Origin of the sequence: Chroococcidiopsis sp. SAG 2025, assembly GCF_032860985.1 — a bacterium.
In the GTDB taxonomy this organism is placed as follows: domain Bacteria; phylum Cyanobacteriota; class Cyanobacteriia; order Cyanobacteriales; family Chroococcidiopsidaceae; genus Chroococcidiopsis.
Genome location: NZ_JAOCNC010000001.1, coordinates 5,190,204 through 5,217,191, shown reverse-complemented (window position 1 = coordinate 5,217,191; position 26,988 = coordinate 5,190,204). Strand labels below are relative to the sequence as shown.

At 43.1% G+C, this 26,988-nt stretch carries 29 protein-coding genes, 3 tRNA genes and 1 pseudogene; 13 read left to right on the top strand and 20 right to left on the bottom strand.

Annotation, left to right across the window (positions count from 1 at the left end; genetic code table 11):
- Positions 1 to 24: 24 nt before the first annotated feature.
- Together N4J56_RS25665 and N4J56_RS25660 are read left to right on the top strand one after the other, a co-directional pair.
- Positions 25 to 96 (top strand) — tRNA-Val (locus N4J56_RS25665).
- A 910-nt stretch (positions 97 to 1,006) separates the two neighbouring features.
- Positions 1,007 to 1,456 carry a DUF4383 domain-containing protein gene (locus N4J56_RS25660; protein ID WP_317109015.1) on the top strand — a complete coding sequence of 150 codons (450 nt, stop codon included), beginning with the start codon at positions 1,007 to 1,009 and terminating at the stop codon, positions 1,454 to 1,456.
- A 554-nt stretch (positions 1,457 to 2,010) separates the two neighbouring features.
- On the opposite strand, the gene N4J56_RS25655 is transcribed toward N4J56_RS25660, so the two are convergent.
- From N4J56_RS25655 to bchL, 3 genes are all read right to left on the bottom strand, one after another.
- Positions 2,011 to 3,411, bottom strand: a complete 1,401-nt coding sequence (locus N4J56_RS25655; protein ID WP_317109014.1) for a ferredoxin:protochlorophyllide reductase (ATP-dependent) subunit N — start codon at positions 3,409 to 3,411, stop codon at positions 2,011 to 2,013.
- A 188-nt stretch (positions 3,412 to 3,599) separates the two neighbouring features.
- Complete coding sequence (locus N4J56_RS25650) at positions 3,600 to 4,184, bottom strand: DUF5331 domain-containing protein (RefSeq protein WP_317109013.1); 585 nt, start codon at positions 4,182 to 4,184, stop codon at positions 3,600 to 3,602.
- A 34-nt stretch (positions 4,185 to 4,218) separates the two neighbouring features.
- Positions 4,219 to 5,085, bottom strand: coding sequence for a ferredoxin:protochlorophyllide reductase (ATP-dependent) iron-sulfur ATP-binding protein (bchL, locus tag N4J56_RS25645; protein WP_317109012.1), 867 nt, complete (start codon positions 5,083 to 5,085; stop codon positions 4,219 to 4,221).
- A gap of 847 nt (positions 5,086 to 5,932) precedes the next feature.
- Here bchL and N4J56_RS25640 point away from each other — a divergent pair.
- Both N4J56_RS25640 and N4J56_RS25635 read left to right on the top strand, forming a co-directional pair.
- Entirely contained in the window at positions 5,933 to 6,514 is a 582-nt protein-coding gene (locus tag N4J56_RS25640; RefSeq protein ID WP_317109011.1) for a hypothetical protein, read from the top strand.
- A 515-nt stretch (positions 6,515 to 7,029) separates the two neighbouring features.
- Entirely contained in the window at positions 7,030 to 7,419 is a 390-nt protein-coding gene (locus tag N4J56_RS25635; RefSeq protein WP_317109010.1) for a hypothetical protein, read from the top strand.
- A 133-nt stretch (positions 7,420 to 7,552) separates the two neighbouring features.
- On the opposite strand, the gene N4J56_RS25630 is transcribed toward N4J56_RS25635, so the two are convergent.
- The 4 genes and pseudogenes from N4J56_RS25630 to N4J56_RS25620 form a co-directional block, all read right to left on the bottom strand.
- Complete coding sequence (locus tag N4J56_RS25630; protein WP_317109009.1) at positions 7,553 to 7,819, bottom strand: BrnA antitoxin family protein; 267 nt, start codon at positions 7,817 to 7,819, stop codon at positions 7,553 to 7,555.
- Positions 7,782 to 7,928, bottom strand: a pseudogene (locus N4J56_RS41285) (BrnT family toxin); the annotation flags it as partial. The pseudogene N4J56_RS41285 and the gene N4J56_RS25630, both read right to left, overlap by 38 nt.
- Positions 7,929 to 7,949: 21 nt before the next feature.
- Positions 7,950 to 9,185: a glycosyltransferase family 4 protein gene (locus N4J56_RS25625; RefSeq protein ID WP_317109008.1), complete on the bottom strand. Its 1,236-nt coding sequence runs from the start codon at positions 9,183 to 9,185 to the stop codon at positions 7,950 to 7,952.
- 15 nt (positions 9,186 to 9,200) lie between these two features.
- Positions 9,201 to 9,998 (bottom strand): ABC transporter ATP-binding protein, encoded by a 798-nt coding sequence (locus N4J56_RS25620; protein ID WP_317109007.1) that lies wholly within the window; start codon positions 9,996 to 9,998, stop codon positions 9,201 to 9,203.
- Positions 9,999 to 10,263: 265 nt separating this feature from the next.
- Between N4J56_RS25620 and msrB the strand changes: the two genes are divergently transcribed.
- Entirely contained in the window at positions 10,264 to 10,758 is a 495-nt protein-coding gene (msrB, locus tag N4J56_RS25615; protein WP_410500592.1) for a peptide-methionine (R)-S-oxide reductase MsrB, read from the top strand.
- Between the two features lie 228 nt (positions 10,759 to 10,986).
- Here the strand turns inward: msrB and N4J56_RS25610 are convergent, their stop codons facing one another.
- The 4 genes from N4J56_RS25610 to N4J56_RS25595 form a co-directional block, all read right to left on the bottom strand.
- A complete protein-coding gene (locus tag N4J56_RS25610; protein WP_317109005.1) occupies positions 10,987 to 11,562 on the bottom strand; it encodes a DUF981 domain-containing protein in 576 nt (191 codons plus the stop codon).
- A 280-nt stretch (positions 11,563 to 11,842) separates the two neighbouring features.
- Entirely contained in the window at positions 11,843 to 13,222 is a 1,380-nt protein-coding gene (locus N4J56_RS25605) for a glycoside hydrolase 100 family protein (RefSeq protein ID WP_317109004.1), read from the bottom strand.
- Between the two features lie 136 nt (positions 13,223 to 13,358).
- On the bottom strand, positions 13,359 to 14,168 hold the full coding sequence (locus N4J56_RS25600) for an SDR family oxidoreductase (protein ID WP_410500591.1): 810 nt from the start codon (positions 14,166 to 14,168) through the stop codon (positions 13,359 to 13,361).
- A gap of 244 nt (positions 14,169 to 14,412) precedes the next feature.
- Positions 14,413 to 14,844, bottom strand: a complete 432-nt coding sequence (locus N4J56_RS25595) for a NirD/YgiW/YdeI family stress tolerance protein (RefSeq protein ID WP_317109002.1) — start codon at positions 14,842 to 14,844, stop codon at positions 14,413 to 14,415.
- Between the two features lie 307 nt (positions 14,845 to 15,151).
- Between N4J56_RS25595 and N4J56_RS25590 the strand changes: the two genes are divergently transcribed.
- From N4J56_RS25590 to N4J56_RS25580, 3 genes are all read left to right on the top strand, one after another.
- Positions 15,152 to 15,529, top strand: a complete 378-nt coding sequence (locus N4J56_RS25590) for a hypothetical protein (protein ID WP_106168905.1) — start codon at positions 15,152 to 15,154, stop codon at positions 15,527 to 15,529.
- Positions 15,530 to 15,665: 136 nt separating this feature from the next.
- Positions 15,666 to 16,538: an S-methyl-5'-thioadenosine phosphorylase gene (locus tag N4J56_RS25585; protein ID WP_317109001.1), complete on the top strand. Its 873-nt coding sequence runs from the start codon at positions 15,666 to 15,668 to the stop codon at positions 16,536 to 16,538.
- A gap of 7 nt (positions 16,539 to 16,545) precedes the next feature.
- Positions 16,546 to 16,794: a hypothetical protein gene (locus N4J56_RS25580; RefSeq protein WP_015156445.1), complete on the top strand. Its 249-nt coding sequence runs from the start codon at positions 16,546 to 16,548 to the stop codon at positions 16,792 to 16,794.
- A gap of 16 nt (positions 16,795 to 16,810) precedes the next feature.
- Here N4J56_RS25580 and N4J56_RS25575 read toward each other — a convergent pair whose 3' ends face one another.
- The 6 genes from N4J56_RS25575 to N4J56_RS25550 all read right to left on the bottom strand — a co-directional run bounded on the left by N4J56_RS25575 (position 16,811) and on the right by N4J56_RS25550 (position 20,194).
- Positions 16,811 to 17,986, bottom strand: coding sequence for an AAA family ATPase (locus N4J56_RS25575; RefSeq protein WP_317109000.1), 1,176 nt, complete (start codon positions 17,984 to 17,986; stop codon positions 16,811 to 16,813).
- Positions 17,987 to 18,174: 188 nt separating this feature from the next.
- Positions 18,175 to 18,240: transfer RNA gene (locus N4J56_RS25570), tRNA-Asn, on the bottom strand.
- Positions 18,241 to 18,344: 104 nt separating this feature from the next.
- Complete coding sequence (locus N4J56_RS25565; RefSeq protein WP_317108999.1) at positions 18,345 to 18,539, bottom strand: hypothetical protein; 195 nt, start codon at positions 18,537 to 18,539, stop codon at positions 18,345 to 18,347.
- 347 nt (positions 18,540 to 18,886) lie between these two features.
- Entirely contained in the window at positions 18,887 to 19,276 is a 390-nt protein-coding gene (locus N4J56_RS25560; protein WP_317108998.1) for an alr0857 family protein, read from the bottom strand.
- Positions 19,270 to 19,812, bottom strand: a complete 543-nt coding sequence (locus N4J56_RS25555; protein WP_317108997.1) for an HNH endonuclease — start codon at positions 19,810 to 19,812, stop codon at positions 19,270 to 19,272. The genes N4J56_RS25560 and N4J56_RS25555 overlap by 7 nt, the downstream gene beginning before the upstream one ends.
- A 118-nt stretch (positions 19,813 to 19,930) precedes the next feature.
- On the bottom strand, positions 19,931 to 20,194 hold the full coding sequence (locus tag N4J56_RS25550; protein WP_317108996.1) for a hypothetical protein: 264 nt from the start codon (positions 20,192 to 20,194) through the stop codon (positions 19,931 to 19,933).
- A 97-nt stretch (positions 20,195 to 20,291) separates the two neighbouring features.
- Between N4J56_RS25550 and N4J56_RS25545 the strand changes: the two genes are divergently transcribed.
- The 3 genes from N4J56_RS25545 to N4J56_RS25535 all read left to right on the top strand — a co-directional run bounded on the left by N4J56_RS25545 (position 20,292) and on the right by N4J56_RS25535 (position 23,792).
- The gene (locus N4J56_RS25545; protein WP_039714601.1) at positions 20,292 to 20,627 is read left to right on the top strand and encodes a hypothetical protein; all 336 of its coding nucleotides are present in this window, start codon (positions 20,292 to 20,294) and stop codon (positions 20,625 to 20,627) included.
- A gap of 403 nt (positions 20,628 to 21,030) precedes the next feature.
- Positions 21,031 to 23,169 carry a GAF domain-containing sensor histidine kinase gene (locus tag N4J56_RS25540; RefSeq protein WP_317108995.1) on the top strand — a complete coding sequence of 713 codons (2,139 nt, stop codon included), beginning with the start codon at positions 21,031 to 21,033 and terminating at the stop codon, positions 23,167 to 23,169.
- Between the two features lie 35 nt (positions 23,170 to 23,204).
- Positions 23,205 to 23,792, top strand: a complete 588-nt coding sequence (locus tag N4J56_RS25535; RefSeq protein ID WP_317108994.1) for an SRPBCC family protein — start codon at positions 23,205 to 23,207, stop codon at positions 23,790 to 23,792.
- 83 nt (positions 23,793 to 23,875) lie between these two features.
- Here N4J56_RS25535 and N4J56_RS25530 read toward each other — a convergent pair.
- Both N4J56_RS25530 and N4J56_RS25525 read right to left on the bottom strand, forming a co-directional pair.
- A tRNA-Glu gene (locus N4J56_RS25530) sits at positions 23,876 to 23,948 on the bottom strand.
- A gap of 100 nt (positions 23,949 to 24,048) precedes the next feature.
- Entirely contained in the window at positions 24,049 to 24,327 is a 279-nt protein-coding gene (locus tag N4J56_RS25525) for an Npun_R1517 family heterocyst differentiation transcriptional regulator (RefSeq protein ID WP_039713858.1), read from the bottom strand.
- A gap of 821 nt (positions 24,328 to 25,148) precedes the next feature.
- Between N4J56_RS25525 and N4J56_RS25520 the strand changes: the two genes are divergently transcribed.
- Together N4J56_RS25520 and N4J56_RS25515 are read left to right on the top strand one after the other, a co-directional pair.
- Complete coding sequence (locus tag N4J56_RS25520) at positions 25,149 to 25,694, top strand: 3-isopropylmalate dehydratase (protein ID WP_317108993.1); 546 nt, start codon at positions 25,149 to 25,151, stop codon at positions 25,692 to 25,694.
- Positions 25,695 to 25,805: 111 nt separating this feature from the next.
- Complete coding sequence (locus tag N4J56_RS25515; protein ID WP_015156433.1) at positions 25,806 to 26,162, top strand: NAD(P)H-quinone oxidoreductase subunit M; 357 nt, start codon at positions 25,806 to 25,808, stop codon at positions 26,160 to 26,162.
- A 136-nt stretch (positions 26,163 to 26,298) separates the two neighbouring features.
- Here the strand turns inward: N4J56_RS25515 and N4J56_RS25510 are convergent, their stop codons facing one another.
- Complete coding sequence (locus N4J56_RS25510; RefSeq protein WP_317108992.1) at positions 26,299 to 26,571, bottom strand: hypothetical protein; 273 nt, start codon at positions 26,569 to 26,571, stop codon at positions 26,299 to 26,301.
- Positions 26,572 to 26,988: the final 417 nt, after the last annotated feature.

The following is a 26,988-nucleotide window of genomic DNA, read 5'->3' as shown; positions in this document are numbered from 1 at the left end:
CATCCGTGAGAAAAACGGCTACACGGGCGATTAGCTCAACGGTAGAGCGCCTGCCTTACAAGCAGGATGTTACAAGTTCGAATCTTGTATCGCCCATATATTGAATAACAGATTGGGACAACAGTTCCTTTTTATGAGTGAGATGAAATATCTAACTCAACTTAGGTGTATGAGAATCGAATTACTCTCAAAAAAAGAGATTTCAGCTTTTTTTCTGCTGCAATCTAACCAGATCTAGCTCTTACTTGCATGGTTTCTTATGCTTGTATAAGGAATTGTTGACAGGCACAACTTCTCCAAACATTTAGACCCTAATTTGACTGAATTGCCATAGGATAAATATCATTTTTACTAGCATTGTATTAACTAAAGAACCCCAAAAATTTCTGGAATATTTCGGACAAACTGACCAATCTCACAGATATTTATTAGCGTACGCATTCGCTGAAGAAGTTATTTATTCAAAAATCCGTTCGTTGACGGTAATGAGGACATTCAAAAGCTGTAAGAGGAGCAAGCCCAAATGAAACGGAGAGTATCACGATTGAACTTAGTCGCGATCGATACTATTTAGGGATTGGAGTTTGCTCTTATCAAAATATAGCGATTCTCTTTGAAGTGCGAACAAAAGAGTGAAGGCTGTCATTGGTCATTAGTCAAAATGCAATCTTTCGCGGCACAGTTTAGATGAGTAGCCTGCTTTACGTTCATGAATCAAATGGGATTGCTACATGTAACTAAATCAATCGGACTAATTTTGTTTCTACTCCAAGGTAGAAATATGTGAAAAATATAGTTGTTAGCGATATTACATTCTTTGAGAAAAGAACTTTCATTTAGCCGAGAAATTAAAAAATTCAACCAAAGTAAGAACAAGGGAGATATCCACATCTTTAAAGTTGTATAGAGATGGACTTTGCAATTTCTTTTAATTGCTAGTCGATAGTAGTTTGGTTGTGGAAATTTTTCATTATTTCCATTGTTTTAAACAGTAGGGAGATCGATTATGAAGGCAGGACAGTACTTCGCCTTAATTGCTGGCATCATCTTTTTTATTATTGGTGTGATGGGATTTATTCCAGGTTTTGTTCAAGAGCCTACGGCTGCATCCGATATGCCTGGACTTGGATTCACATCTGGAGCCGGTTATCTGCTGGGATTATTCCCGATCAACGTTTTACACAATATTGTTCACCTGCTGGTGGGAATTCTCGGAATAGTTGCCTCCGTTTCGTTGGGCAGTACTCGTCTTTATAGTGGAGGACTGGCAATTTTCTACGGACTGCTAACTATAATGGGGCTAATCCCTGCTACCCAGTCAACTTTGGGCTTCATCCCAATTTTCGGGCATGATGTCTGGCTTCATGGAATTACTGCGGCGATCGCCACTTACTTTGGCTTTATTGCTACACCGGATCTATTAGAGTTACGCACGGGGGAGAAGGCGTTCAAGTAGAGCGATCGCCTACTGTTCGTACGTTCTGGTTGTCTGTAACTGGGTGTCCCTGACGATTTGTCAGAATTTCTTCTTCGTTATTCATCTGTTGCTGATTGCGATCGTCCGCCATAATGCGCCCTAAATCTCTGCTTGACTTTTCAAGGCTTGGGTAGTTAATTAACCTAACTCCCAAAGCGCCTAGTTACAGGCTTTCTTTCCTCCGTTTACCAAGCTAACTAATCAGGTTTTTAGCTCCCTCTGACCAGAGGAATAAGATATCTGTATATATCTGACTGTAGGATGAGTAGAAATGCGATGCATGGCATTTTAGCACAGGGAAATTTAAATCGCAGATGAACGCTAAGTGAGAGCAGACAGCAAAAAGTAGAGACGTATGATGGAACGTCTCTACTTTTAGTAAGTTGCCTAACTTTCCAGCTAGAATGCTGGCGATCGCTCTATTTAGGCATTTTGACTTTTAACTTTTGACTGGTGTACGGGCGGGTTTACCTGAAATATTTGCTCAAATTAGAGTTTTTTGGTGAACCCGTCCCTACGAATTCAACCAAATGCTAAATTTTGGCTTCTTCCTTGACTAACTTGTCCCAACCCAAGTCTTTGAGGTTGTTATTGCGGCGTAGGGGTCGAGTCACCAATTCGAGAATATCGCGGGCGTTGGTAAAGCCGTGAATTTGCGCAAATGTGAACTCTACAGACCACTTGGTATTGATTCCCCGTGCTTCTAGGGGGTTTGCATGAGCCATGCCAGTAATTACTAAGTCTGGCTTCAATTCATAAATCCGCTGGACTTGGTTGTAGTTGTCCGGCTTCTCAACAATTCTAGGTAGTGGTACGCCCATTTCTTGGCAAGTTTTTTCTAGCATTGCCAATTCAGCCGCTTGGTAGCGTTTATCCATATATGGAATACCGATTTCGGGCACGGTCATGCCACAACGGATCAGGAATCTTGCTAAAGAGATTTCGAGTAAGTTATCTCCCATGAAGAAGGCAGATTTACCGCGAATCAATTGCACGTAATCTTCTAAATTTGCCCAAATTTGAGCTTCTCGTTCGTCTAATCCCTTGGGAGTGATACCAAATACAGAGCAAATTTTTTCAACCCAGGCACGAGTACCATCGGGACCAATTGGAAAGGGTGCGCCGATGAGTTTGCACTTACGACGACGCATTAAAGTTGTTGCCGTGCGCGATAAGAAGGGGTTGACACCAACGACATAATACCCTTCTTCTAGAACTGGTAGTTCGGTGTAACGCTTGGCAGGTAGCCAGCCAGAAACTTTGATCCCCTGTTTTTTCAATTCCAAGGTAAGTTGGGTAACAACCGGATCGGGGAGAGAACCGAATAGCACCAGTGGCGGATGATTGACATACTCAGATTCCTCTTGGGCAAGTTCTTCTTTTTTCTTCCCAAAGTGGAGCAATTTTTGAATTGCGTTGCGTTCGTTTTTCTCAGTTTCGGCTACAGGTGCTTCATTCGGACAACGGGCTGCCATTGCTGCCAGTACTGTATCTTCCCCTTGAGTAAAAGCGTAGTCTAAGCCGTTTGCCCGCGCTACCACAATGGGGATACCGATCTCGGATTCTAACTTGGGTGCTAAGCCTTCCAAGTCCATTTTGATGATTTCGGTGGTACAAGTACCGATCCAAACAATTACGCTGGGGTTGCGATCGCGCTTAATCTGTTCGCACAATCGCTTTAACTCTTCATAATCGTTCAACTGGGCAGAAATATCCCCTTCTTCTAGTTCTGCCATCGCATAGCGGGGTTCGGCAAAAATCATCACCCCCATAGCATTTTGCAAGAAATAGCCGCAGGTCTTCGTCCCAATGACTAAAAAGAAACTATCTTCAATTTTCTGGTAAAGCCATGCGACGCAACTAATCGGACAAAACGTATGATAATTGCCAGTCTCGCATTCAAAGTTTAGTGCTTCCGGTTGTGCCAAAGTCATAAATCGGTGTTCTCCCCTTCTTATTTATAAAAATGGATGGGGAGTCGGAAGTTGTAAGGGCGGGTGCGCGCAAATAGATTCACAAACTCAGCAGTAAATCTTTGGTCAAAACCCGCCCTTTCAGGGGAGTCAGGAAAATTTGAATTTTGAATTTTGAATTGCTCCCCTGCTCCCTGCTCCCTGCTCCCTCAAAACTCAGGAAATAAACGTGAAATCTCGTCGTCGCCAGTTTTACCTTCTCTAAGACGGTTAGAACTCGCTGGTTGTTCGTCCGCCCAGATATCGCCGAAGTCAGACTGACTAAAATTTTTTTTTTCGTCAGATGTTTGTACGGTTGCCTGCATTGTTGTTGGAGGGACATCACCCGTAGATAATGCATCCAACTCGCTTTCGGCGCGATCGTCCATCATACCCATGAGCGCATCCATTTGTGCGTCTGAGTTTTGTGTATCTGGGTTATGGGGATGGGGGTTTCCCATCGGATTGTGCGGGCGATCGCTTTGCATCTTTTCTGGGTCAAAATTTAACTCCAGAACGTCAATCAAAGCGTTGAGATCGGGATTGAGTTTAGTAAAAGGAATCATCAATTCCGCTAATTGCGGTTCCAGCGCGCTCACAACTCCCAGGATGAGGTTAGAAGATGGTCGCCTTCCACCATCAGGCGTGGTGACGTATTCTACTTCCATTTGCTTAGCAATCCAAGCATGATTGGCATGAAAGAATTGCACCCACTTTTGTTTTAAAGATGCCGTTAAGTCTGTGAAAAATGCCATCTACTTTACACCTCATCCAAAAATACTAGACCGATCAAACCATCATCAAGTCTAGTTCTTCTTCTGGAGTTGGAACAGGTGGTTTGGTGGGATTGAGGTAAAAATCAGACAATAGGGCAAATAAGTCGCGATCTGGTGCATCATTCGGGACAACACCTTCTGGACGTGCCAAAATTTGGTCGGCAACGTTGAGATAGTAATCGCAGACGTAATTCAGGGAAGGATCGGATTCAGCCATTTCAAACAAAGTCTTGCCTTTGACGCGAGAGACGCGAATATCTTCGATGAGTGGCAATACTTCTAATACGGGCATGGGTACGGATTCGATATATTTATCGATCAGGTCGCGTTTAGCGGTACGATTGCCGATCAATCCTGCTAGTCGTAGGGGGTGCGTGCGTGCTTTTTCCCTGACAGAAGCAGCAATACGGTTGGCAGCAAATAAAGCATCAAAACCGTTATCGGTGACAATCATGCAGTAGTCAGCGTAGTTTAATGGGGCAGCAAAGCCACCACATACCACGTCACCCAATACGTCAAATAGAATTACGTCGTATTCGTCAAAGGCGTTGAGTTCTTTTAACAGCTTGACTGTCTCGCCGACAACGTAACCACCGCAACCCGCACCCGCTGGTGGTCCTCCTGCTTCGACGCAATCTACGCCGCCGTATCCTTTGTAAATCACGTCTTCAGCCCAGACATCTTCGTAGTGATAGTCTTTTGACTGAAGCGTGTCGATAATGGTGGGAATTAAAAATCCTGTCAGGGTAAAGGTACTATCGTGCTTGGGATCGCAGCCGATTTGTAAAACCTTTTTACCGCGCTTGGCAAGAGCGACAGAAATGTTACAGCTAGTTGTAGATTTACCGATGCCACCTTTTCCGTAGACTGCAAGTTTCACGTTGGGTTGGCTCCTATCGTTGTTTTGTTATGGCTCTGGCTCAAGAAGTACACGAAGTCAAAAGTCAAAAGTTAAAAATCAAAAGCCCCATGTTGTGGGCATTTGGTACTTTTCCTTATTGATAGTTTATTTCTGTCGTGCTGTACTAGCTTGCTGATTGCCGTTTTTGGTTCGATTACTTGTCATTATCTGGCAAGGGCAAGGGAAATGAAAGGGCATCTTAAGATAAAAAAGAGAGTAAATCAGTATCTATGAAGTAATGAAAGTAATATTTCCTTTGATATCATCTGAAATCTCTACTCAAGCTTAAATTCCCCTATTAAAACAATTTTGTGTTTTTATATTATATAAATAGTTACAAAATACAAATAAACTTGTTTGTGGAAACGATCGCGATCGCTGAGTCCCAAAGCTAGAGTATTTATACTTATAAAACTTGTAATGGCGATCGCAAATTTCTCCCTAATCTCTCTTGCTAAGGGCGATTGAGGTGTCTTCTGAGTAAGAGTTAAATTTTGCTGAAATTGAGCTATGTTACGAGATAAATAGCAAAACTATGGCGATCGCACTGTGACAATGGAGTTAGCAGGTAAGGAAAGCGGTTGGTAATAAGCAATTGCTCAGTTTATACAAAGAATCATTAATTTTTTCCAGCAATAGATTTATGATTCCCCTAACCTCTCGATCAACGGTGTAACAAATAGCCCCCTTTGTAAGGGGGGTTAGGGGGATCTCCTATGCTGTAGTCGAAAAATCAAAAGGCACGATGATAGATGCGATCGCAAATTCTCGCTCCTAGCAGTAGAATCTACTGTATGCCGATACTACTTTAAATTTCTGTCTACGCTTGCCACAAAATCTCAGATTTAGAAGCAGTAAGGAAGATTTACGCCGCAAGTTTAATCGGGGCTGGGATCGCGTTCTGCCATCATTCTTCATCGCCTGCTTTTTCTTCTACCTGCAAGCCCGTTACTTACATTTAGCTGCATTCCCATTTACTGACGAAGGAGTGTATGCAGAAGCAGGTAGATTGATGCTGGAAGGACTCGTACCGCACAAAGATTTTCCGCTTTGGCATTTGCCGCTATTACCTCTATACAGTGGCATCGTCTTGAAATTAACCGGAAATATGTACTGGGTACGGTTGTTATTTCTTGCTTTGAATTGCTTTGCTGTCGTTCCTTTTTATTTAACTTGTAAAAAGTTACGAGATAATTCTTCAGCCGCCATTCTTGCCATTTTATTTTACCTGACATTTCACGAACTGATGTTTCAGGATTTTCGCTTTCTGGCAATTAGACAAATGGCAAATAATTTTTTAATTTTCTTCTTTTACTTAGGTGTTTGTCAAAAGCAGTGGAAATGGAAACCAATCGCACAAGCTCTTTATTTGGATCGTCAGTATTACTATTTTTACCTAACTTATTAAATTTTTCTTTTCTGGCTGTGGCGATGATTTACTCTGAAGAGACAAGAGTGCAGCGATCGCGAGAATTAAAAAATATCTTTTACTCGGTGTTATAGCAATATTTATCTTATTTATATATTTTTGTTCGTTCCTCGCAGTCTTGACCAAATTGTATTCGGGCAAATAAACCGCGAAGCAACTGGGAGATTCGAGCGCTTGTTGGTTCTTTTACAAGCTAAAAAGATATATATTTATATCTACTTGGTTGCGGCGGACTTATCTATACTGCTATCTGGCAAAGAAAATTAAGATTTTACGCTTTAGCATTTCTTGGCTTAGTCATAACTAGCACCTTTCTTTCTTCTAACTTTTTTTCCTCATTACATGTCTGGTGCTGCACCAGCATTTGCTTTTGGTATATTTGGGGTAGGAGTAGGAATTTACCAATTTTGCCAACGTCTACCCTTAAATGTATTTTTGCTGCAAATTTTGTTGCGTTAATTATTTATATCTTACTTTTTTCATATCAATTTTCGATGGCATTTCCCTCACTATACGAGCAATGGACAAATAATTGGAATCTTAGTTACTATCAAACAGTTGCAGCACTTGCCAAAACGCCCGAACCACTCCTAACTATGGAACCTATTTTTGCTGTTGAGGCAGGAAAAAAGCTGGTCAGAACTCCAATTGAAATCTATTTTCGCGCCCCAGGAATTGATTTTCCCAATCCAGATGTTGCAAATAAGTTTAGCCAACAAGGTTTTCAAGCTATGGCAACTGAAGCCTGCACGATTTTTTTAGAAGGCAAGGGCGAACAAATTTTTCCAACTGAATTACAAAAACGATGGCGAGCAGAATTTCAGACTTTTCAGAAAACTCGATGGGGAACCATTCTGTTGACAAATAGCTTTGGTTGTCATTAATTATCAGTTGTCAGTTAAAGGTTGTTAAAAAGAGATCGCGCAAAGGTGCTAAGACGCAAAAGGGATATTGGAGATAATTCAGAATAAGGATTGTGTTGCGATCGCTATCCTGAATGAAGGGTTAGCTTACTTGTCAATCTCCGTCTCTTTCTATATAACGGCGTAACACTAAGTTGATAAGAGATTTGTATTCTGCACCTTGAGACTGAAACCACGCCATAACGTCTGGATCGATCTGAATCAATTTATAGGCTTGTGCAGCCGGAACTCGCAAAGTAGCTTGTTCAAAAAACTCCTCAGTTAAAGGCGGAATGTCAGAGTAATCTATTTCCTCATCCGTCATTGCCTCCAGTGCTGCCCAGTTAGTATGTGAGATATTGCTCGAATCGTTTGCGTTCATATCGATTTGCCTTTCGTGCTGAGATAATTCGGATGACATCACCCTGCCGTTCTGTCCAAACAACAACCGCTACGCCGTTTCGTAAAAATCCGATGCCGACCCAGCGATCCTAAAAGTTACGTGGTTACTTTTAATTTTGTTTCTTGGTTGCTAGCAATTGCTGATAAATATCGGTGTGTGATTTGGCGATCGCAGACCAGGTAAAGCGATCGCTCAATTTACTGGCTGTAGCACTGAGGCGATCGCATCTCGATTTATCTAAAATGAGTTTGAGCAAAGCCTCAGTTAGTGCTGCGACATTGCGAGTTGGTATGAGTTCCAGCAGATTTTCAGCTAATAAATCGGGATCTTGTGGAGTGCTGCGAGTAGCAATTACAGGCAAACCATGCGCCATTAAAGCTAGTAAGGAGCCGCTTTTGAGCGTCACGCCATGATTGAAGGGTAACACGCCCAGATCGGCTCCAGAGAGGTAGTAAGAAGCTGTTTCACCACTGACATAACCCGTCATCGAAACGCGATTGTTCAGATGGAGTTCCTTAACTAATAGTTGCAGCCGATCCCAATAAGATTTCGCTGCTTCTCCCTGTAAAGCCAAACTTTCTACACCTCCCAGTAATAACAATCGCGCCTGGGGCTGTTGAGTCACAACTTGCCTAAATGCCGATAATAAATACTCGATTCCTTTAACAGGATGCAGAAAGCCAAAAAAGACGACTACAAAACTATCTGACAACCAACCAAATTGCTGTCGTAGCTGCTGTCGCGCCTGTTGGCGATCGATCGGAACTACTGTAATATTTGCGGCGATCGCAATTCGGTGCAAGCGATCGGCATAATTTGGCATTCGTTTGAGGATGGCACTTTCTGCCTCGGCGTTAGTCGTAATAATGGCATCGCTTCCCGTGAGTAAAAAACCATCTTCTCGATCCCACCATCCCTGCTGTTGTCCCCACATTTTCAGCCATTCCAAAAACTGAGATGGAATTCCTCTTGGTTGCCATTCCCACCAACCATACTCATGCACGGTGGTGACAATTGGTTTTCGGTAGCCAAAAACTCGTAATAGGGGTGGTAGGAGAAAAATCGGGCGTTGAAAGCAGTACGTCCCAGCTGCGTGTTGAATGTGAAGTAGATCGGCAGCAGTAGATTTGACAGCATGGACTAGAGATAATATTTGAGGCAATCCCCAATCTGTCACGACTCCCTTAACGCTAGGCTCGTCGATCGCTGTCGCCGCAGCCTGAGTTGTAAGTACGATCGAATTCACCCCCTGTTGTGCCAGTGCTTGTCTCAAGTAAGCAGTATAGTGGGCAGTACCACAGCGATCGGGTTGATATGTACCAGCAATAATAGCGATGGTAGTCATTAGCAACAATTTTATTTATAATTTATTTCCCTTTCCCTTACGTCCTATTGGTATGCACATTGGCGTTCCTAAAACTGGATCGGCAACAACACGACACTCTAAATCGAAAACCTCTTGAATTGTATCTTCAGTCATCACTAGCTTTGGCGATCCAGCGGCAAAAATTCGACCATCTTTGACAGCTACTAAATAATCGGCATAACGGCACGCCTGATTTAAGTCATGCAGCACCATCACGATTGTCCGTCCCTGATGGTTTAACTCATACAACAAATCTAAAACTTCTATCTGGTGGGCTAAATCGAGAAAAGTCGTCGGTTCGTCCAAAAGTAAAATCTCCGTATCTTGCGCCAAAGCCATCGCAATCCAAGCTCGCTGTCGTTGTCCGCCTGATAAAGTGTCAAGCGATCGCTCGGCAAGATCTAGTAAATCTGTAGTCAACAGCGCCTGTTGAACGATTTTTTCATCCTGTAACGACCACTGTTGCAACCAGTTTTGATAAGGATAACGCCCTTGTGCTACTAAATCTCGCACTGTTAACCCTTCTGGTGCGACTGGAGCTTGGGGTAAAATTCCCAACTGCTGGGCAACTTCTTTGGTAGAAAGTTGTAAAATCGAACTGCTATTGAGATAGACCGCACCGCTACGAGGTTTGAGTAATCTTGCTAGTCCCCGTAATAAAGTTGATTTACCACAACCATTTGCACCGACTAAAGCAGTAATTTGTCCGCTAGGGATTGCCAAATTCAAGTCATGGATAATCGGCGTACCGTCGTAAGCTAAAGAGAGATTTTTGGTTGACAATCCTTTCATAAGCTCGATCTCTGACGATGACGAATTAACGACGAATTAACAAATAGAGTAAGTAATAATGCTTAGTCCCAGCCTTAATGGTTCGGGATTGGAGTAATTGCGAACTATTGACAATAATTCTACAGATAAACGATCGAGGAAGTCAGAAGCCAATGATTCTTAGCTAGCTTTAATTTTCATCTCAGCCGGAACTCAGAGTTTTTGCTTAGCGTGTATTTAGGGCGATCGCGTTTCCACAACTCATCAGTCAGAATAATAATAGATGATGAAAAAACGATATTTTTTACACGCTGGTGCAGCAGTAGTTGGCACGGCGTTGTTATCGCGTTATCTACCTTGGAGATCGAACGATATGGCAACGGCAAAGAATGAATTTGAGATCGAAAAAACTGAGGCAGAGTGGCGCACAACATTAACACCAGAACAGTTTCGCGTCCTGCGTCAACACGGAACCGAACGGGCTAGGACTAGTCCCTTAGATAAGCAATATGGCAAAGGTACGTATGTTTGTGCTGGTTGCGACCTACCGCTATTTACATCGGAGACTAAATTCGACAGCCGTACTGGCTGGCCTAGCTTTTTTACTCCGATTGAAGGTGCGATCGCGACATCTGTAGATAAGTCACTGTTTATGACCAGAGTTGAAGTCCATTGTCGTCGCTGTGGCGGGCATTTGGGTCATGTCTTCGATGATGGTCCCAAACCGACTGGCAAGCGTTATTGCATGAATGGTGTGGCAATGAACTTTATTCCTAGCTGATAAGACAGCGATGTACTCGTAGGGGCGGGTTTGTCCAAAACATCTGTCCGAGCCAAAGCTGTTTGACAGCATTCTCGATTGCGTGCGTGACATTTGTAGGGGCGCACATCTGTACGCCCCAGAGAGAGCATGTGTTTTACCCAATTGAAAACCGCATGAGTTCATATTTAGTCATTTTTATTTCTCACGACAATGGAATTCGTGTCTGTCTCAATGGCGATCGCATGGCTACCGCATTGGCGCTGGAACCCACTGCTGAAAAGTATCTAAGTGACTCCAATAAGCCATATACCCGGTCAGCGCCCAAATTAATGCAGCGGCAATTAATCCGACTGCTCCAATGATTCGCCACAAACGGTTATTTTTGAAGTACCAGAGTGTTGGTGCGGCACAAACTCCGGCTAATCCCGTCAAAATAAAGCCAATGCCTGAGAGGATAGGTTGTTTCGTCAATCCCAAATTTATCAGGCGTACGCCTACTACGATTGCGACTAGCCCAGCAAAGAAGCCATAAATCGCTAGAGTAATTAACTCCCAGCCTTTCGCCAAGCTGATAGACGTACCAATAAACAGAATCCCAAACAGAACGCTCGTTTCACCAAATGCAATATTGAAACTGCCTCTGACAGTCCAGGTTAAAGTCATGTGCAATCCAGTGGTGAGTGCAATCGCCCCCGTAATTCCAAACCCAGGAATCCATTTGTTTTGGTAGGGATCGTCCAACCCAGCATAGACATAGTACGCCAGTAAAAACAACCCAGCGACCATGTTAATCAACATCAGCGTGATGTAATCGATAAACACAAATAAACCTCAACCAAGAGTAGATTTTCCGAAATCTAGCGCGAGCGTCTTGAAGCTATATAACAACAGTTCAATTCTAAATTTAAAACTCTATGTCAAAACTGGGGTGCAATCTATAACTGCACCCCTTATTATTTGCCCCTGCATATTGCCGCGCTGTGAGATAGAGCAGCTCTGACTGGAGAATCTGTGTTAGGGGAAAATTGGCTGCTTGCATTACCAATGATTCCATTGGCTATATTAGTGAATTGGAGCGATCGCCCTGAGTAGATCGCAAGTACTACAAGTGACAACCTGGACTTTCGATTCCCTCCTCAAAACTGAATAATTCAATATGTTTTGGATTATTCATTATCTCTTTTGCTGCTAACAAACTCGCGATCGTCCAAGTTTGATAAGTTCTCGCTTCTTTACCGATTAAACGCCCATTCTTACCGTCATAATATTCGGGATATTTATCTTGAACTAAACGAGTTTCAGCCAGCGCGATCGCTCTAGTTGCCAGTTCTTGTCGTCCTGTTTTCTGGGCTGCGGCAGCAAATAACCAGAGTAAAACTGCCCAGCTACCACCATTATGATAAGACCAAGGGATATTTTTCGGGTCACATCCAGTCACGATCCGCCACTCTAAACCTTCTACAGCAGGAAAACAAATTTTCAAAGGCATAAATCCAATCAAATCGTGCCATCGCTGTTCCAACAAATCCATAATGCTTTGTGATTCCGATTCGCTAGCCAAGGAAACCAAAATTGCCAACAGATTTCCCAGTGTAAAGAAGCGAAAATCCATTTGTCCTGGTCCCAGATTCCCAGCTAAGTAGCCTCCAGTTTCGGGCAACCATTCAGTTAACCAATTGGGAATTGATTCAGCATAAATATTAAATTTATTTGCCACTTCTTGACCAAATTCATCACTCTTAAAGCGATAAATTTCATTCAACCGTTGTAAATCTAACCAGTAGTACTCGCGAACGTGGTAATTTAAAGCGCCTAATCTTTGATGAATAGCATCAAGATAGCGATCGCCGCCATTTTCTGATAATAATAATTCTTTGGCAGTCCGTAAAGCAGCATAGAATAATACTTGAATTTCTAAAGGATGCCCGTAAACTCCCATGCGACGGTCGATCATAAACGAGCCGTCGAGAACTGGAAGAGTAGGATACATGGCAAACCGATGCACCAGGCATAAATCGAGAATCAGCTTTATTCCTGCTTGAAAATCCGACTGCTGAGCTAGTTCTATCTCTCCTGTAGTTTTGATATAAGCTCTTAGTAATAGCAACCACCACAGACAAGAATCGACGGGAGGGACGCGGGCGATCGCACTTTCGCCAAAATCAGCTTCAATAAATTCCCGATCGCCGTCATGTTCCACTTTAAAGCTAGCCGGCATTAAGCCGGGTCCTGGTGCAAAGCAATCCATCTCGCGATCGTGAGTCTGTTGCATTGCCAGTGTTTCTATCAGGAAATTACGCACAATTTCTGTCTTGCCATGCATGAGAAATACTAAGGCACAAGGGACGAAATCGCGAATAAAACACTGGTCGTAGTTGAGTGCTTCTAGTTCTGGATCTTGCGCTGCCAGCGTGCCAATCGGTCGCCCTTGGTAGTAGATAATGGAGGTTTCTAGTAGCTCCCAGGCTTCTTTTTCCCACATATTGTGTATCAATTTAATTAGTAGTCAGTCCCAAAAAGGTTGTGGTTTAAACTAAAAACATCATTGTGTTTGAAATAACTTCATTCATGTTAAACTTCCATTTTTTGACTTTTGACTTTTGACTTTTGACTTTCAATTAAGCTGACCAAGCTTCTCGAAAATCTGCATAAAGTGTCAATCCGCCATCAACAAACAGAGTTTGTCCGGTGATGTATGCGGCTTCATCCGAAGCTAAAAAAGCAACTGCTGCTGCCATTTCTTCGGCAGTACCAGCACGACCCATCGGTATGTGACTTTCAACGACCGCCTTCTTTTCTGGGTCATCTGTCCAAGCTTCGTTAATCGGTGTAATCGTGGCTCCTGGTGCAACGGCGTTAACTCGAATTCCTCGATTGGCATACTCTAATGCTAAGGTTTTAGTCATGTTTTCCATTCCACCTTTACTGATGGAATAGCTGAGATACATCGGTCTGGGAATAATTTCGTGAACGCTAGAAATGTTGATAATAATTCCCGAGCGATTTTGGGAGAGCATGTGTTTGATAGTTTCACGGGCGCACAAAAAAGCACCTCGCAAATTAACTGTTAGCACTTGGTCAAACTCTGCCGTTTCAATTTCGTGAGAACTAGCTTCCGTTTGAATTCCAGCATTATTAACCAGAATATCCAAACTGCCAAATCTTTCGATCGCAGTGTTAACCATGTTAATGATGTCTTCTTCTTTAGAAACATCTCCTTGCACCAGCAAAGATTTGACACCACAGTTTTCAATATCACCACATGCTTTTTGCATTGCCATCTCTTCAGTATCTTCAGCAGCTTCAGGGCTTTTACGATAGTTAATGGCAATATTGCATCCTTCAGCAGCAAGACGAATGGCAATTGCTTGTCCGATTCCACTCGTCGCACCAGTCACCAGTACATTTTTACCTTTTAATCCTTTCATCATAATCGTGCTTTTATCTCTATACACCATCATTCTGCATGTCAATGGTCAAGCTGTCGCTGTAGAATCCGAACGTTAGGAATTAAGTTATGTTTGGTTTTCTATGCCAAACTGACGCTGTTGAGTGCAGCCGACGAATACTAAGCTATTAATACTGAGGGCGATCGCGAGTAGCTGTAGCATCCGTCGTTGCTGCATGTTGTATTTCTCCTGCCAATCGCTCTAGTTTTACAGCAGTACCACTTTACGGTTTTACTGGTTGAGTAGCGGCAGGCAGGCGTTCGGGCTTTGGCTTGCCTGCCCAAGGCGGTGGACCCTCAGCAGGGCGAATTTCAATCGTGGAACCATTAGCACGAGTGATAGAAAAGGCATCAAACTCACCACTTTTTTTGCTAATCTCACCCCTTACAGTCACTTCTTCCCCTGGTTTGAGATTAATTTCTCGCCACCAACGGGGACCAGCATCGACAATAATTTCTCCCGAACCATCTCTAAGAGTGAAATCGTTACCAACAACGCTGACGACTTCGCCAGAAATGACCGTACCTCTGGCACGTTGCTGTAGATCGCCAATTCTAGTTGTACCTTGCGCTTGGGCAAAGCTAGGCAACATAGGAATGGCGATCGCGCCCACAACTGCTGTTAAGGCTAAACTTAAGAATGCTCCATGCTTCATAGTTGTTCCGATATTCTGCTTCTAGCTTTAAGTATAAAAATGATGCAAATATGACAACAAGAGGTCAGAAATCAGCAGTCAGCAGTCAAAAACTATGATATGACTTCATAAAATAACTAAGCTTTATTGTATTTTTTAGTTTTTGAGCTATTAAAGACTGCTGACGAATGTAACTCGAATTACATCTTGAGATAGAGATATTCAATTCTTATATCTAACACAAACTCTCCAAAAGGTAGATCCATCTAGCTAAAGGAAAGTTTTACATTGATCCCAACGATAAACAAATTTATTGGGAGAAAAATTCATGAGTGAAGCAAGATCTAAAGAAAAAGTTACCCGTAATGACGAGATGGATACCTCGACAGCAGATCGGGGCATCATTCCAGCAGAGGTAGCAGCTCGTATGGATCGTGAAGGTGAAGATTATCGGGAAACAGCTGAAGAACAAGCTGGTGCTGAAAGCCTCAACGTTACAGGCGGCGCTACTGTAGACCAAGAGGGTTTAGCCAATAACTATGCAGTTGAACCCGAAATGTATTACGAAACTCCAGGCGATCGCACCGCTATTAAAGAAGCAGAAGAAGCCGAACGCCAGCAAACAGTCGAAGCACTGGATGAAGACGAACAAGGCAAGCTGACTGAAGAAGGCGACCAACGCCACAAAGGACCGGGAATCATCTAATCCTGCAAATATTGGAGACAGCTAAATACTCCAAAAGTCAGCCGCTTGACAATCTTGCAAATTGATTGGAGCGGTTTTTTGTTGCTTATTTGCCTTAGAATAATCTGACGTTGCGGCATTGCGTGGAGCGAAAATCGTGGCAGAGGCAAAAATTGGTATCATTGGAGGCAGTGGACTCTACAAAATGGAAGCACTTCAGGATGTAGAAGAGGTGCAAGTGGATACGCCTTTTGGTGCGCCCTCAGATGCATTAATTGTGGGAACCATAGAAGGATCGCGGGTAGCCTTTCTCGCCCGTCACGGTCGCAATCATACGCTTTTACCTTCAGAATTACCTTTTCGTGCCAACATCTACGCGATGAAACAGTTAGGCGTAGAATACATCATCTCTGCGTCTGCTGTTGGTTCTTTGAAGGAGGAAGCGAAACCTTTAGATATGGTCGTACCCGATCAATTTATCGATCGCACGAAAAATCGTATCTCGACTTTCTTTGGCGAGGGAATCGTCGCCCATATTGCTTTTGCCGATCCAGTATGCGATCGGCTAGCGGGAGTTGTAGCTGAGGCGATCGCCAGTCTCAATCTTTCAGATGTTACCTTACATCGTGGCGGAACTTACGTTTGCATGGAGGGTCCAGCCTTTTCTACCAAAGCAGAATCCCACCTGTACCGTAGTTGGGGTGCAACGGTTATCGGTATGACCAACTTACCAGAGGCAAAGTTAGCCAGAGAAGCAGAAATTGCCTACGCTACCCTAGCCCTGGTAACAGATTATGACTGCTGGCATCCAGACCATGATAGCGTTACCGTCGAGATGGTAATTGCTAACCTGCAACGTAATGCCAAGAATGCCCAGATGGTGATTCAAGAAACGGTACGGCGCTTGAGTAAAAATCCTCCTGCCTCAGAAGCGCACTCCGCTTTAAAGTATGCTATTCTTACACCCCTGAATAAAGTGCCTGTGGCAACTCAAGAAAAGTTGGGACTGTTGTTGAAGAAATATCTATGAAATTGATATGAAAGAGCAATTTCTCAAATGGATAAATCTCGCCTTAGTAGCAGATTTTTTTCTCGTCCTCTTTGCTTTCTTCTGGCTGGCGATCGCGGTTGCTGGTCACGTCTTGCATTTACCTTTGGGTTTAGACTTATGGTATAAGCTGTGGCAACCTGTTTTTACTCCCGCGATCGGTATTCTCATGGCTGGAACGATTATTAGCGGGTTAGCGAGTTGGGTAACAAAGCGGCTCAATTCTCAGCAGAATTGAATCCGATGCGATCGAATTACACGAATTGGTGCGCGAACTCGCACATCAAATCTATCCTTCCTTTGCGTAACATTGCCGGATCTAATCTTTCTGTCGTATTGCAAGTCATCAACACGACTAACTTTTGTTGCTCCTGAATGCCCGATTCATCAATGACACTTTGATACAACGTGCCATCGAGTAAGCTGAGAATCCGCTCGGTCTTATAATTTGATTGAGCGATTTCTGTAGAGCGATCGGGAGCTAAGTTATCAGCCTCGTTAATAATGATGCAAACTCGTTCCAAATAACTAGGCGGAACGAAATTCTCTACCGCTGCGTGGTCGAGGATAAAAATAATATATCCCAGTGGTGCGAGAATTTCTTTTGCTACGGCTTGCGCCCAAACCGTTTTCCCCGTACCAGGATTACCATACACTAATACAGCCAATTGGTTTTGGGTAAAAACTTTCTCTTGAACGGCATCAGTAAAACTTTGTACGTCAGCCGGAAAAGAATTAATCGCAAATTGGCTGTGAACTTGTCCGATCCGGCTTTGGTAGCCACTTAACATCACGGCAAGATCGTAAGTGACTTTATTTACTAATGGTGCGAGTTTCTTTGCCATTATAGTATAACGGCGATCGCGATCCATACTATACAACGGATCGATTCTCAGCCAAATTTCATGTTCCGACCAATACGCGAAAATACTACCGATACTTTTAAGTTTATTCCATTCAACAAATTTTTCTGGTGGGTAATAGAAATATTTTCCAGTACTGTACTGCATAATTAGCTCTGGACGACCTAAAAAACTTAAGAGTCTAAAAATAGTCATCTCTTGTAGTTTTAACAGAACTTGTTCGAGCGGAATTAAATCGCGTGATACTGACTTAACAACAGGTGTTTCAACCGATAAAGTATCTCTATATCGATTATCTGGCGTAAGTGGTTCGGGCGTGATGAAGTTCCAGAACTCATCAATTTCTTCTCGCGTACTTTCGTAAAATAAGTTTAAGAAATTTGCCCACCAAGCATAGTGTTCTCGACCGAGTGCATCAGCAATATAGCTGACTACATTCATAGCTTTGTGAGACACTTCCCACGGATTATTCGACCAAGTTTCCCAAAGATAATTTAGATCGATATTTCGATTTAGGGGTTGCCAGCCAGCACCTAATAAGTTAGGTTCTTTTTGCTTTTTGTACATATTTGTGTGTCATCGATCGCTGAAATCTATCTAAACTTGCTGAATCCAGTTTAGTCTTGCTTTCCAGGCAATGTAGTTGCTAAAAAATGAATTTAATTGCTTTTTTGCTATACTGTTTCTTACTAACAACATAAATTTTTTTGCCATATATCTTTTGTTTTAACTTTCAACTTTTGACTTTCCCAAAATGGGGACAGTAGGACTCGAACCTACAACCCCCGCGTTAACAGCGCGTCGCTCTACCATTGAGCTATAAGGCAACGACAATCCCCCAGGTTGGAATCGAATCAACGCCCTCCTGTTCTTCACACAGGCGCTAATATTCTGTTTTTAAGGTTGAAAAACAAGCTTTTAACTATTACAAATACCATCGATTTTCTAAGTAATAATCCTGTTGAATATTACGCACGATTTCGATAGCGTTGGCTTTTGCGCGGCGAGAATTTCTCTTTTGTGCTGCTTCTAATGCCGTGCGATCGCATTTAAAATCAAACTTATCGCCAGGAAAACCTGAAGGTTTTTCACCTCGATTAATTATCTGAATGTAAAACATTGTTGTTTCGGGATTAGATTTGTCTTTCGACTCACTACAATTATAATACAAAATATACTACAAAAATGTCAAGGGATTGGAGAAACTTTGCTTGAAACTGGCTGTAACCTTTGCAGAAACTAGGATTGTGCGTAATACAAAGCTGTATTATATAGTGGCAGTACTGAGAGTTTATTTATCCAGGTGCGATCGCCCGAGCGAAGAGGTATGCGCGTATCAGTAATAGCTACGATTTTGTGTCACGCAAAGACGCAAAGACGCAAAGTGTTTATTCACAAAATAGATGCAAAGAAGAACACCAATTACCAATAATTAGGACGCACAAATAAATCCATGCGCCCTAATACCTAGCGATCGCTCATTGCAGCGCTCATTTGAGATTCTTGCCACAAATGAAATAACAACAACTCGATCGCGTAAGACAAAGATGTGACAAACACGCCTGCGGCATTCTCAGCATCAGATGCTAACCAAAATCCTTGCAAGCAGATTTCCACATATTCTGCGTCGCACTTTTCTAATGCAACTTCATCTGTCCCATATCGTTCGATTGCGGTTGCGAGTGAATTCAACTGTGGTAAATCGACAGGTAAAAGAAATGAAGCTGTGCTAGGTTCTATGCAAATGGATTCGCCTACGCGCAGGGCGAATATGGCTCGCATTGCAAGCCACTCTTCTAAGGATTGAGTCAAATGCTCTAAGTGAAAACCAGTTTCAGTGTAATTCAATTTCAGCATGAGATAGAGTTTCCTCCTATGTCTGGCGGGAGATGCTCCGAGCGCCAGAATTTTTCGGCAAAAGCAACTGTTGGATGAATCGGTGCTTTAGGTTTAGAGTGCAGTAACATTCCTGCTTGCTGGGGAGTGCGATCGCTTTTATACTGGTTGCATTGTTCGCAAGCTGCCACAACGTTATTCCACGTATGTAGTCCACCCTTAGATAGAGGAATGACGTGATCGATTGTCAAGCGCTTGTTATTACCGCAATATTGACAAGCGTAATTGTCTCTTCGTAACACTTCCCTGCGATTCACAGGGGGAATCTTCCAAATTCGTTCTGTACTGGTAAACGTTAGACGAATATAGGAAGGAACAGCCATGACTAAATTGGGCGATCGCACAAATAATTCTGTCTCTTGCCCAAAATCAAGTGCTTCAGCTTTACCCAGCATCAACAGTGCGATCGCACGCTTGACGTTGATGCGGCTAATGGGTAGGTAATTTTGCGAAAACACGACCACAGGTTGCTCTAACACTTGACTGGCGCTAATCACAGGCGTACTCCTCCTATAAAAAATGTTGTATTGAGAAATTTCTAGGTAGAAAACACCAAATAAAAACCCCCGTTTCTGCTTAATTCAGAAGCGGGGGCTGAAATTCCTGTAAGTGGTTTTATCCTGATGACGGTACAGTTTTATACCTGTACCTCCCGCTATCTAGTTGTGTTAGTGGTTCTGACGAATGCAGCCCGATGCTTCCATAGCCAAAATTATCGTTAATTCTTGCGGATTGTGCTTGACGGAGGCGATCGCCTAGCCGCCAAAATCTGGCTGCACCACCCATAAATAAAGACTCCACCGCCATAGCTACTGATTCCCAACTGCCGAGACAGTTGGCGCAAGCCAGTAGAGGAGAGATGAAGCCTAAACGTTTCACTGAAGTGACACCTAATGCAGAGAGTTATTTAATCCTTACTTTAAAGATACTACACTTGTATTACTGAGTTGTCTAGATCTTTTAAGGAGATTTCATGATGCATACACTCACTCGTATTCCCACAACAGAAATGGAAGTTACTAGCATCCGTCTAGAGAGGGAATTAAAAGAAAAATTAAAAGAGATATCCGGTAACCAAGGATATCAAGCTTTGATCCGAGATATTCTGTGGAATTACGTACAGCAAAAATCAGGTGATTGGAAACCGAAATTTTCCCGCGCTGATATCCGCGCTAGTATTCCAGCGACAGCACAAACAGAGGAACGCTGCGTTTTGACGGGACAAACAATCCAACCACAAGAGGCTATGATGTTAGGATTTACCAGCAATGGCGACTTAGTACCCTTGAGTATGGAAAGTTTGGCAGGATAAAAGGGAGCAGGGAGCAGGGAGTAGGGAGCAGTATTTTCTCCCTCAGCCTCCTTGTCTCCCTCCTTGTCCTCCTTGTCCCCCTTGTCTCCCTTATCCCCCTCAGCTCTCTTACATCTCCCTACCCCCCATAAGCCCTCTATCCTGTCTCCTGAATGGTACGGAAGGCATACTTAAGATATAGAGGGAAATTACCTAACGGAATCTGCGGAGTACCTCCGACCCACAGCTTTTATAATCAGGGAAAATACCGATCCAGCGATTTTTGAAGCAAGATAATCTAGATAATCGAAAATATAAATTTTACTGTTGCGGTAGAAGTCGATCTAAGTTTTTTTAAATTTAGTACCTGCTTGGTCGCGCTCTGGCTAATTTGGGCATCCTAAGTAGGAAGGAGTAATCTAAGGTGAGAAAGCGTGTTAGCCAAGACTGGACTGTTTATAAAAAATCTGCTATCAACCGCTGGAGTAGGGATACACTCAAATCGCTATCAACAGAAGTTGTCCGGTTATCATCTACAAAAACCTCACTGATGAAACATGTTTCCATTTCATCACACTCATCCTTACCAGAGCGATCGCCCAAATTCTCCCTCACACGAATGCAGCCAGCAGAAGACTTAGCTCAACTGGGACAACAGATCCTTCAAGCCGCATTGAATCACTCTGACTCAGAAACAGCACTAACGCAAATTGCCAAATTACTTGGAGAAGCGTTTCAAGTAGATGGCTGTATAATTACGTTTGCCCCCGGAGTCACAGAAACATCAGTAGTTGGTTCGTGGTACTCTAATGCAACTGTCCCCGTCTCGCAACAAAAACTCCTTCAGCCACTCCAAAAGTTAGCAGCAACAATTCCCACTCAAGCTAGCCTGCTGGCAATTGACAATCTTCATGCGTTAAAGCATGAAGTGCTGACAGAAGATAAAGACCTACCACCTACAATTAAAGCAGTATTACAAATTCCGATTTGGGAGCAAAATCAGCTCGCTAGCGTGATTAGCTTGCTTTGCTACGATGTCTATCAGTGGGGGGAGCTAGCTGCAAATGCAGCTCAACAACTCATGACCTCGCTCTCGATGGCGCTCGCTCACCTCGCCCAAGCACAGTCTATAGCTACTCTGCAACGGCAAATCCAGACCGCTGCTCGTACTAAAGCTTTACTTAATCAACTAACAGTTGCTAGCCGCAGCTCGATGGAGCTGAATCAAGTGCTGCAAATGGCGATCGCGAGTACAGCTCAAGCTTTGGCAGTAAATCGCGGCTCAATTCTGTTATTGAAGTATGTCGAGCCACAACTGAGAAACAGAGTCAGGGAAAAACTACCTAGAGCTAAAGCAACAATTGCCAGCGAATGGAGTCAGGATGTAAAAGCATATACTTGTGGAGAGCATCATAGCAAGAGCGTCGAACAGTCTTTTTGGCTTTCCGAGTGTGGGTTGTGCCAACAAGCGCTCATGAATTCACCGCAACCAGTAGCGATCGCCAGTCAAAGCGATCTACAGTTGAGCGATCTAACATCTTGTTTAGCCCCAATTTTTGATTTTTCGCAATTTCCTTCTGCCTTAATTTTGCCGATCGAAAGCCAAGGGACAGTATTAGGCTTTTTAGTTTTGCAACACTGTCGCGATCGCCACTGGCATCCAGAAGAATTATCGCTGGTAGAGTTGGTTTGCGCCCAAATTGGAACGGCAATTATTCAAAACCAAACGCTACGTCAGGTACAATCTCTCGTAGACGACCGGACTTTGCAACTCCAGCGCAGTCTGGAAGTTCAAAGTTTACTTTATGAGAAAACCCGCAAGCACAACGAACAACTACGTCAACTCAATCAGTTAAAGGATGAGTTCCTCAGTACGATGAGCCACGAGTTACGCACGCCGCTAACTAGCATGAGTTTGGCGATTCGGATGTTACGGCAACAAGGAATTACTCCAGAGCGTCAGGCTAAGTATTTGGACATTTTAGAAGAACAGTGCGATCGAGAAATCAACTTGATTGCTAACTTGCTCAAGCTTCAGCAACTTGAATCAAACCAAGCACCGCTGAAATTAGAAACTATAGATCTCAAAGTTAAACTGCAAGCCTTATCTCAGTCTTTCAGACAAACTTGGGTAGATAAAGGATTAAGCATTCAGTTAGATATCCCAAAATCTTCTCTACTAGCGCAAACAGACGAGGAAGCGTTCGATCGCATTCTTCAAGAACTTCTAACCAATGCCGGGAAGTATTCTCACCCAGATACAACTGTAGTTTTGCAAGTCACGCATCAAGTCGATCTTCAGCTCAACCAAATTGTTTTACAACTGATCAACACTGGTGCTGGTATTTCTGAAGAAGAAAGAAAGTATATATTTGAAAAATTTAGGCGCGGTCAAGGTGTGACACAGCAGGCTATTCAGGGTACTGGATTGGGACTCGCTTTAGTAAAATGCTTAGTACAGCATTTAAATGGCAATATTGAAGTAACTAGCAATCCGACCGATGATTCTGCTGTCTACGAAACCTGCTTCACTCTGACCCTACCACAGACCTTTGCTCGTTAAAGTTTAACTATCTAAAGTTTAATTATCATCGAACAGTGACTCAACAGTACGACGAATCCGATTTCGATTTCGAGCTTGATGATACCAATGGCGACGACATCGATGCTGCATCTTCAACCGAGGATGTGGAAGTACAAACAGAAGAATTGGCACACCGCCAACGCCAAATTACCGCTAAAATTCAGATCTCCCACCCCGTAGAAAAGGTGTGGCAAGTTTTGACAGCCTACGACACCTTAGCCGATTTTATTCCCAACTTAGCGGTGAGTCGGCGGCTAGCTCATCCTCATGGTGGCATTCGCTTAGAGCAAGTTGGAACTCAGCGATTGCTGCGTTTCAACTTTTCTGCAAGAGTCGTTTTAGATTTAGAAGAAAAATTTCCCCACGAAATTCATTTCGACATGGTTGAGGGAGATTTAAAAGCTTATTCTGGGAAGTGGCTGCTAGAACCTTACTTTGTCTGTGAAAATCCAGGCACAAATCTCTGTTATACAGTGCGAGTATTGCCCAAGCGTACTATGCCTGTAGCAATTGTCGAGCGCCGCCTGCGGCAGGATTTGCGATCGAACCTGCTAGCAATTCGCCGCCGCGTTGAGGAGTTATATGTAGCAGGGAGCTTCTGAGCAGGGAGCTTCTGAGCAGATGAAAAAGTCTTGGCACAAAAAAACAAGAGTGGTAGTAAAAACTACCACTCTTGTTTTTCATATACCCCCAGGGGAATTCGAATCCCCGTCGCCTCCGTGAAAGGGAGGTGTCCTAGGCCTCTAGACGATGGGGGCGCGTCTGAGTTCAACCTTATCTAGGTTAGCGAATCTAACGAGTTCTGTCAACACTTTCAGCAGAAAAAATTCGCTCCACTCGATCTCTAGCAGATCGAGCCTATGTGAGGTTAGAAGAATTGCGCAGTCGCATCAGTTGACGACGCATGTGGGGAGAGGCTTCTAGCTCAGAGATCTCTTTGGTTTTCACGCAGGAGTGCAAAGGCTCTAAGTATTCATCTGCACCCGCTGTAAATGCGTCAATCAAGAGTTCTAATAATTTTTCGCGATCGTTCAAAACACAATTTTCTTCAATCAGTCGAAATTTCAAATGAATTTCACACTCGAAAACACCGACTTCTAGCTGTCGATTTGGATGTGATGCTGCGTCAGGATTCATTGCTTTAAACAAATTCTAATTGGGTGTGCAGTTGCTAGCAGAGTTGTCTGAAATACATTGCTCTCAGCATCGCTAGCTTTACCAAACATTTAGTTGAGACTCTAGCTGATGCTGATGAAAGCACCTCCAAGCAGTTATTGCTAGTAGCTTTCCCCATCCACTGATGCTCGGTGCTTGGCTCTTGTCTCCCTCCTATGGTATTTTTTACCAAACCTCCTGCTTGGCAAAAAGTGCTTGCATCGCGCTCCAGCTAGTAGCAGATAGTAGTTTTGTAAAGAATGTCGTATTTGCATTTACCGATCTCGTTATACGTTCATAGATACAGTAAACGGCGTGTGCCAGCCCAGGTTATATGATGAAAATTTAGGAGTCGATTTAAGAGACAACTACTATTATTCAACCTTTAAGATTAATTACAGTAAAGTTTGTGTAAGGAATTTGTAAGGCTTTCAATAGTTTTTTGGATTTTGCCTTCGCTACGGATAAAGTTTAGTTTTAATTTTTACAAAACTAGATGTATTAGTGTTGGTACTATTGCTGACGCTTACTGGAAAAGGTCTCCACCTGAAACCATTCCATGTCAATTCTGGACTTTATCTGTCACTCAGTTAATTCAGTATAAATAATCACGACGATTTGTTTCAGTAATTTAAGCTTGTCTCAGTAACTTAGGGCAGGATAACTTGTTAAAAATTTGTCTTCCCGCGAAGCGAGTCGTGAGTCATGGTAAATTCTCCGTAACTCTCGATGGCTTTCTCTCGTCTCTTCCAGCGATAGGATAAATAAAATATCATGGTATAAGCCTTTGGAGACTGCTGTTAATGAGTACTTGCGTTCGCGGTTTAATTTTTGTAGTTGATGATAATATCGATACCGATCAGATCATTCCCGCAGAATATTTAACGCTAGTTCCTTCTAAGCCGGATGAGTATGAGAAGCTTGGTAGTTACGCCATGATTGGCTTACCGGATCGCTACGGCAAGTTTATTGCTGCCGATGACATGAAAACACGCTATCCAATTATTATTGCTGGAGAAAACTTTGGGTGCGGGTCATCTCGCGAACATGCTCCAATCGCTCTTGGCGCTGCTGGAGTGAAAGCAGTCATCGCTCAATCTTACGCGCGAATATTCTTCCGTAATTGTGTTTCTACAGGCGAATTATATCCTTGGGAGTCTGGCGAGCGACTGTGCGATCGCTTCGTGACTGGACAAGAAGTCACGGTTGACTTTGACAAAAATCAAATCATTAATCATACGCTAGACCAAACCTATTCTCTAAAGTCTCTAGGAGAGATTAAACCTGTAATTGATGCTGGTGGTATTTTTGCTTATGCTCGTCAGACTGGAATGATTGCTGCTCGGTAGTCAGCGATCAGTTATCAGCGACCTTGTGACTTGTGACTTGTGACCAACAACTGTCAACCAACTCCTATAGAATAAACTCAATACCATAAAGTCAAGTTAGAATCCCTACTTATGGAAGAGCAGCTACTTAAGTCCACAACCCGCCACGTTCGGATTTTCTCTGCGGAAGTTAATGAAGATGGCGAACTCGTTCCTAGCAATCAGGTGTTGACGCTAGATGTTGACCCCGATAATGAATTAACTTGGAATGAAGATGCATTACAAACGGTATACGGCAAATTTGACGAACTGGTGGAGTCTCACAGTGGCGCGGATTTGACCGATTACAATCTACGCCGCATTGGCTCGGATTTGGAACACTTAATTCGATCGCTGCTACAAAGCGGTCGGATTAGTTACAACTTGAATAGTCGGGCGATCAACTACAGTATGGGACTACCACAAGTTGCTGTGGAAGATAATCGATAGAGGAGTAAGGAATAGATAATTAAAAGGACGCATCACAATGCGCCCCTTTTTTAAATAACTATTTCGCGCTCAAGTGCGACTGCTTTTCATCTCACAAAGACCTTCATTCTAAAGCGAAATACAGCGAGTACGGGAGCTACCACCAAGTGCGTTCGCCGTTTTCGTCAACTCTTGACTGGCGAATGACATCAGAAATTTCTTCTGCGTCTTTGACATGGTGTAAAGCTTTTTCTTCGCCATCTGGTTCTTCTACAGCAAAATAGGTAGGAACTTGAATATGGTCGCCAGTGATATCTGGGGAATCTACAGCAAGTTGTTGCTTTTTCTCTTCAACTGATTGCTTCTCATCAGCGATAACATCACCAGGATTAACTGCACGATGCGTTTCTTTTTCTTGGTTGTTATCCATAATTGTTGTAATCTCTTAAAAACGAATGACAAATTCACTACTTAAAATTTAAGAATATCGGTTCGCGATCGCCTCCTTCGTAAGTAGGAAATACTTACCTACAAGACGCTAGGTCTGCAAATTGCTCGCCTCGGCTCTAAACACAGGGCGTACTAAGCTAAACAATCGGATTGAAATCGCTAAAGTAGTAGATAGATCGCGAATCAGACTCGGCTGAATGCGAGAGACTACACTAGTGGGTAGGACTGTAGCAGATTTAGCTGCTTGCGCCAAGCGATTAAATCACAATTTATTCAAAATTCATGTTTGCAATCGATAGTCAAAGCTTGTTAAAGTTAATGCTCAAATCATCTGGGTGGAAGTGAGGTAACAACTGCATCCAGATCTTGCAAAAATATAAGAACAGAAGCGCAATTG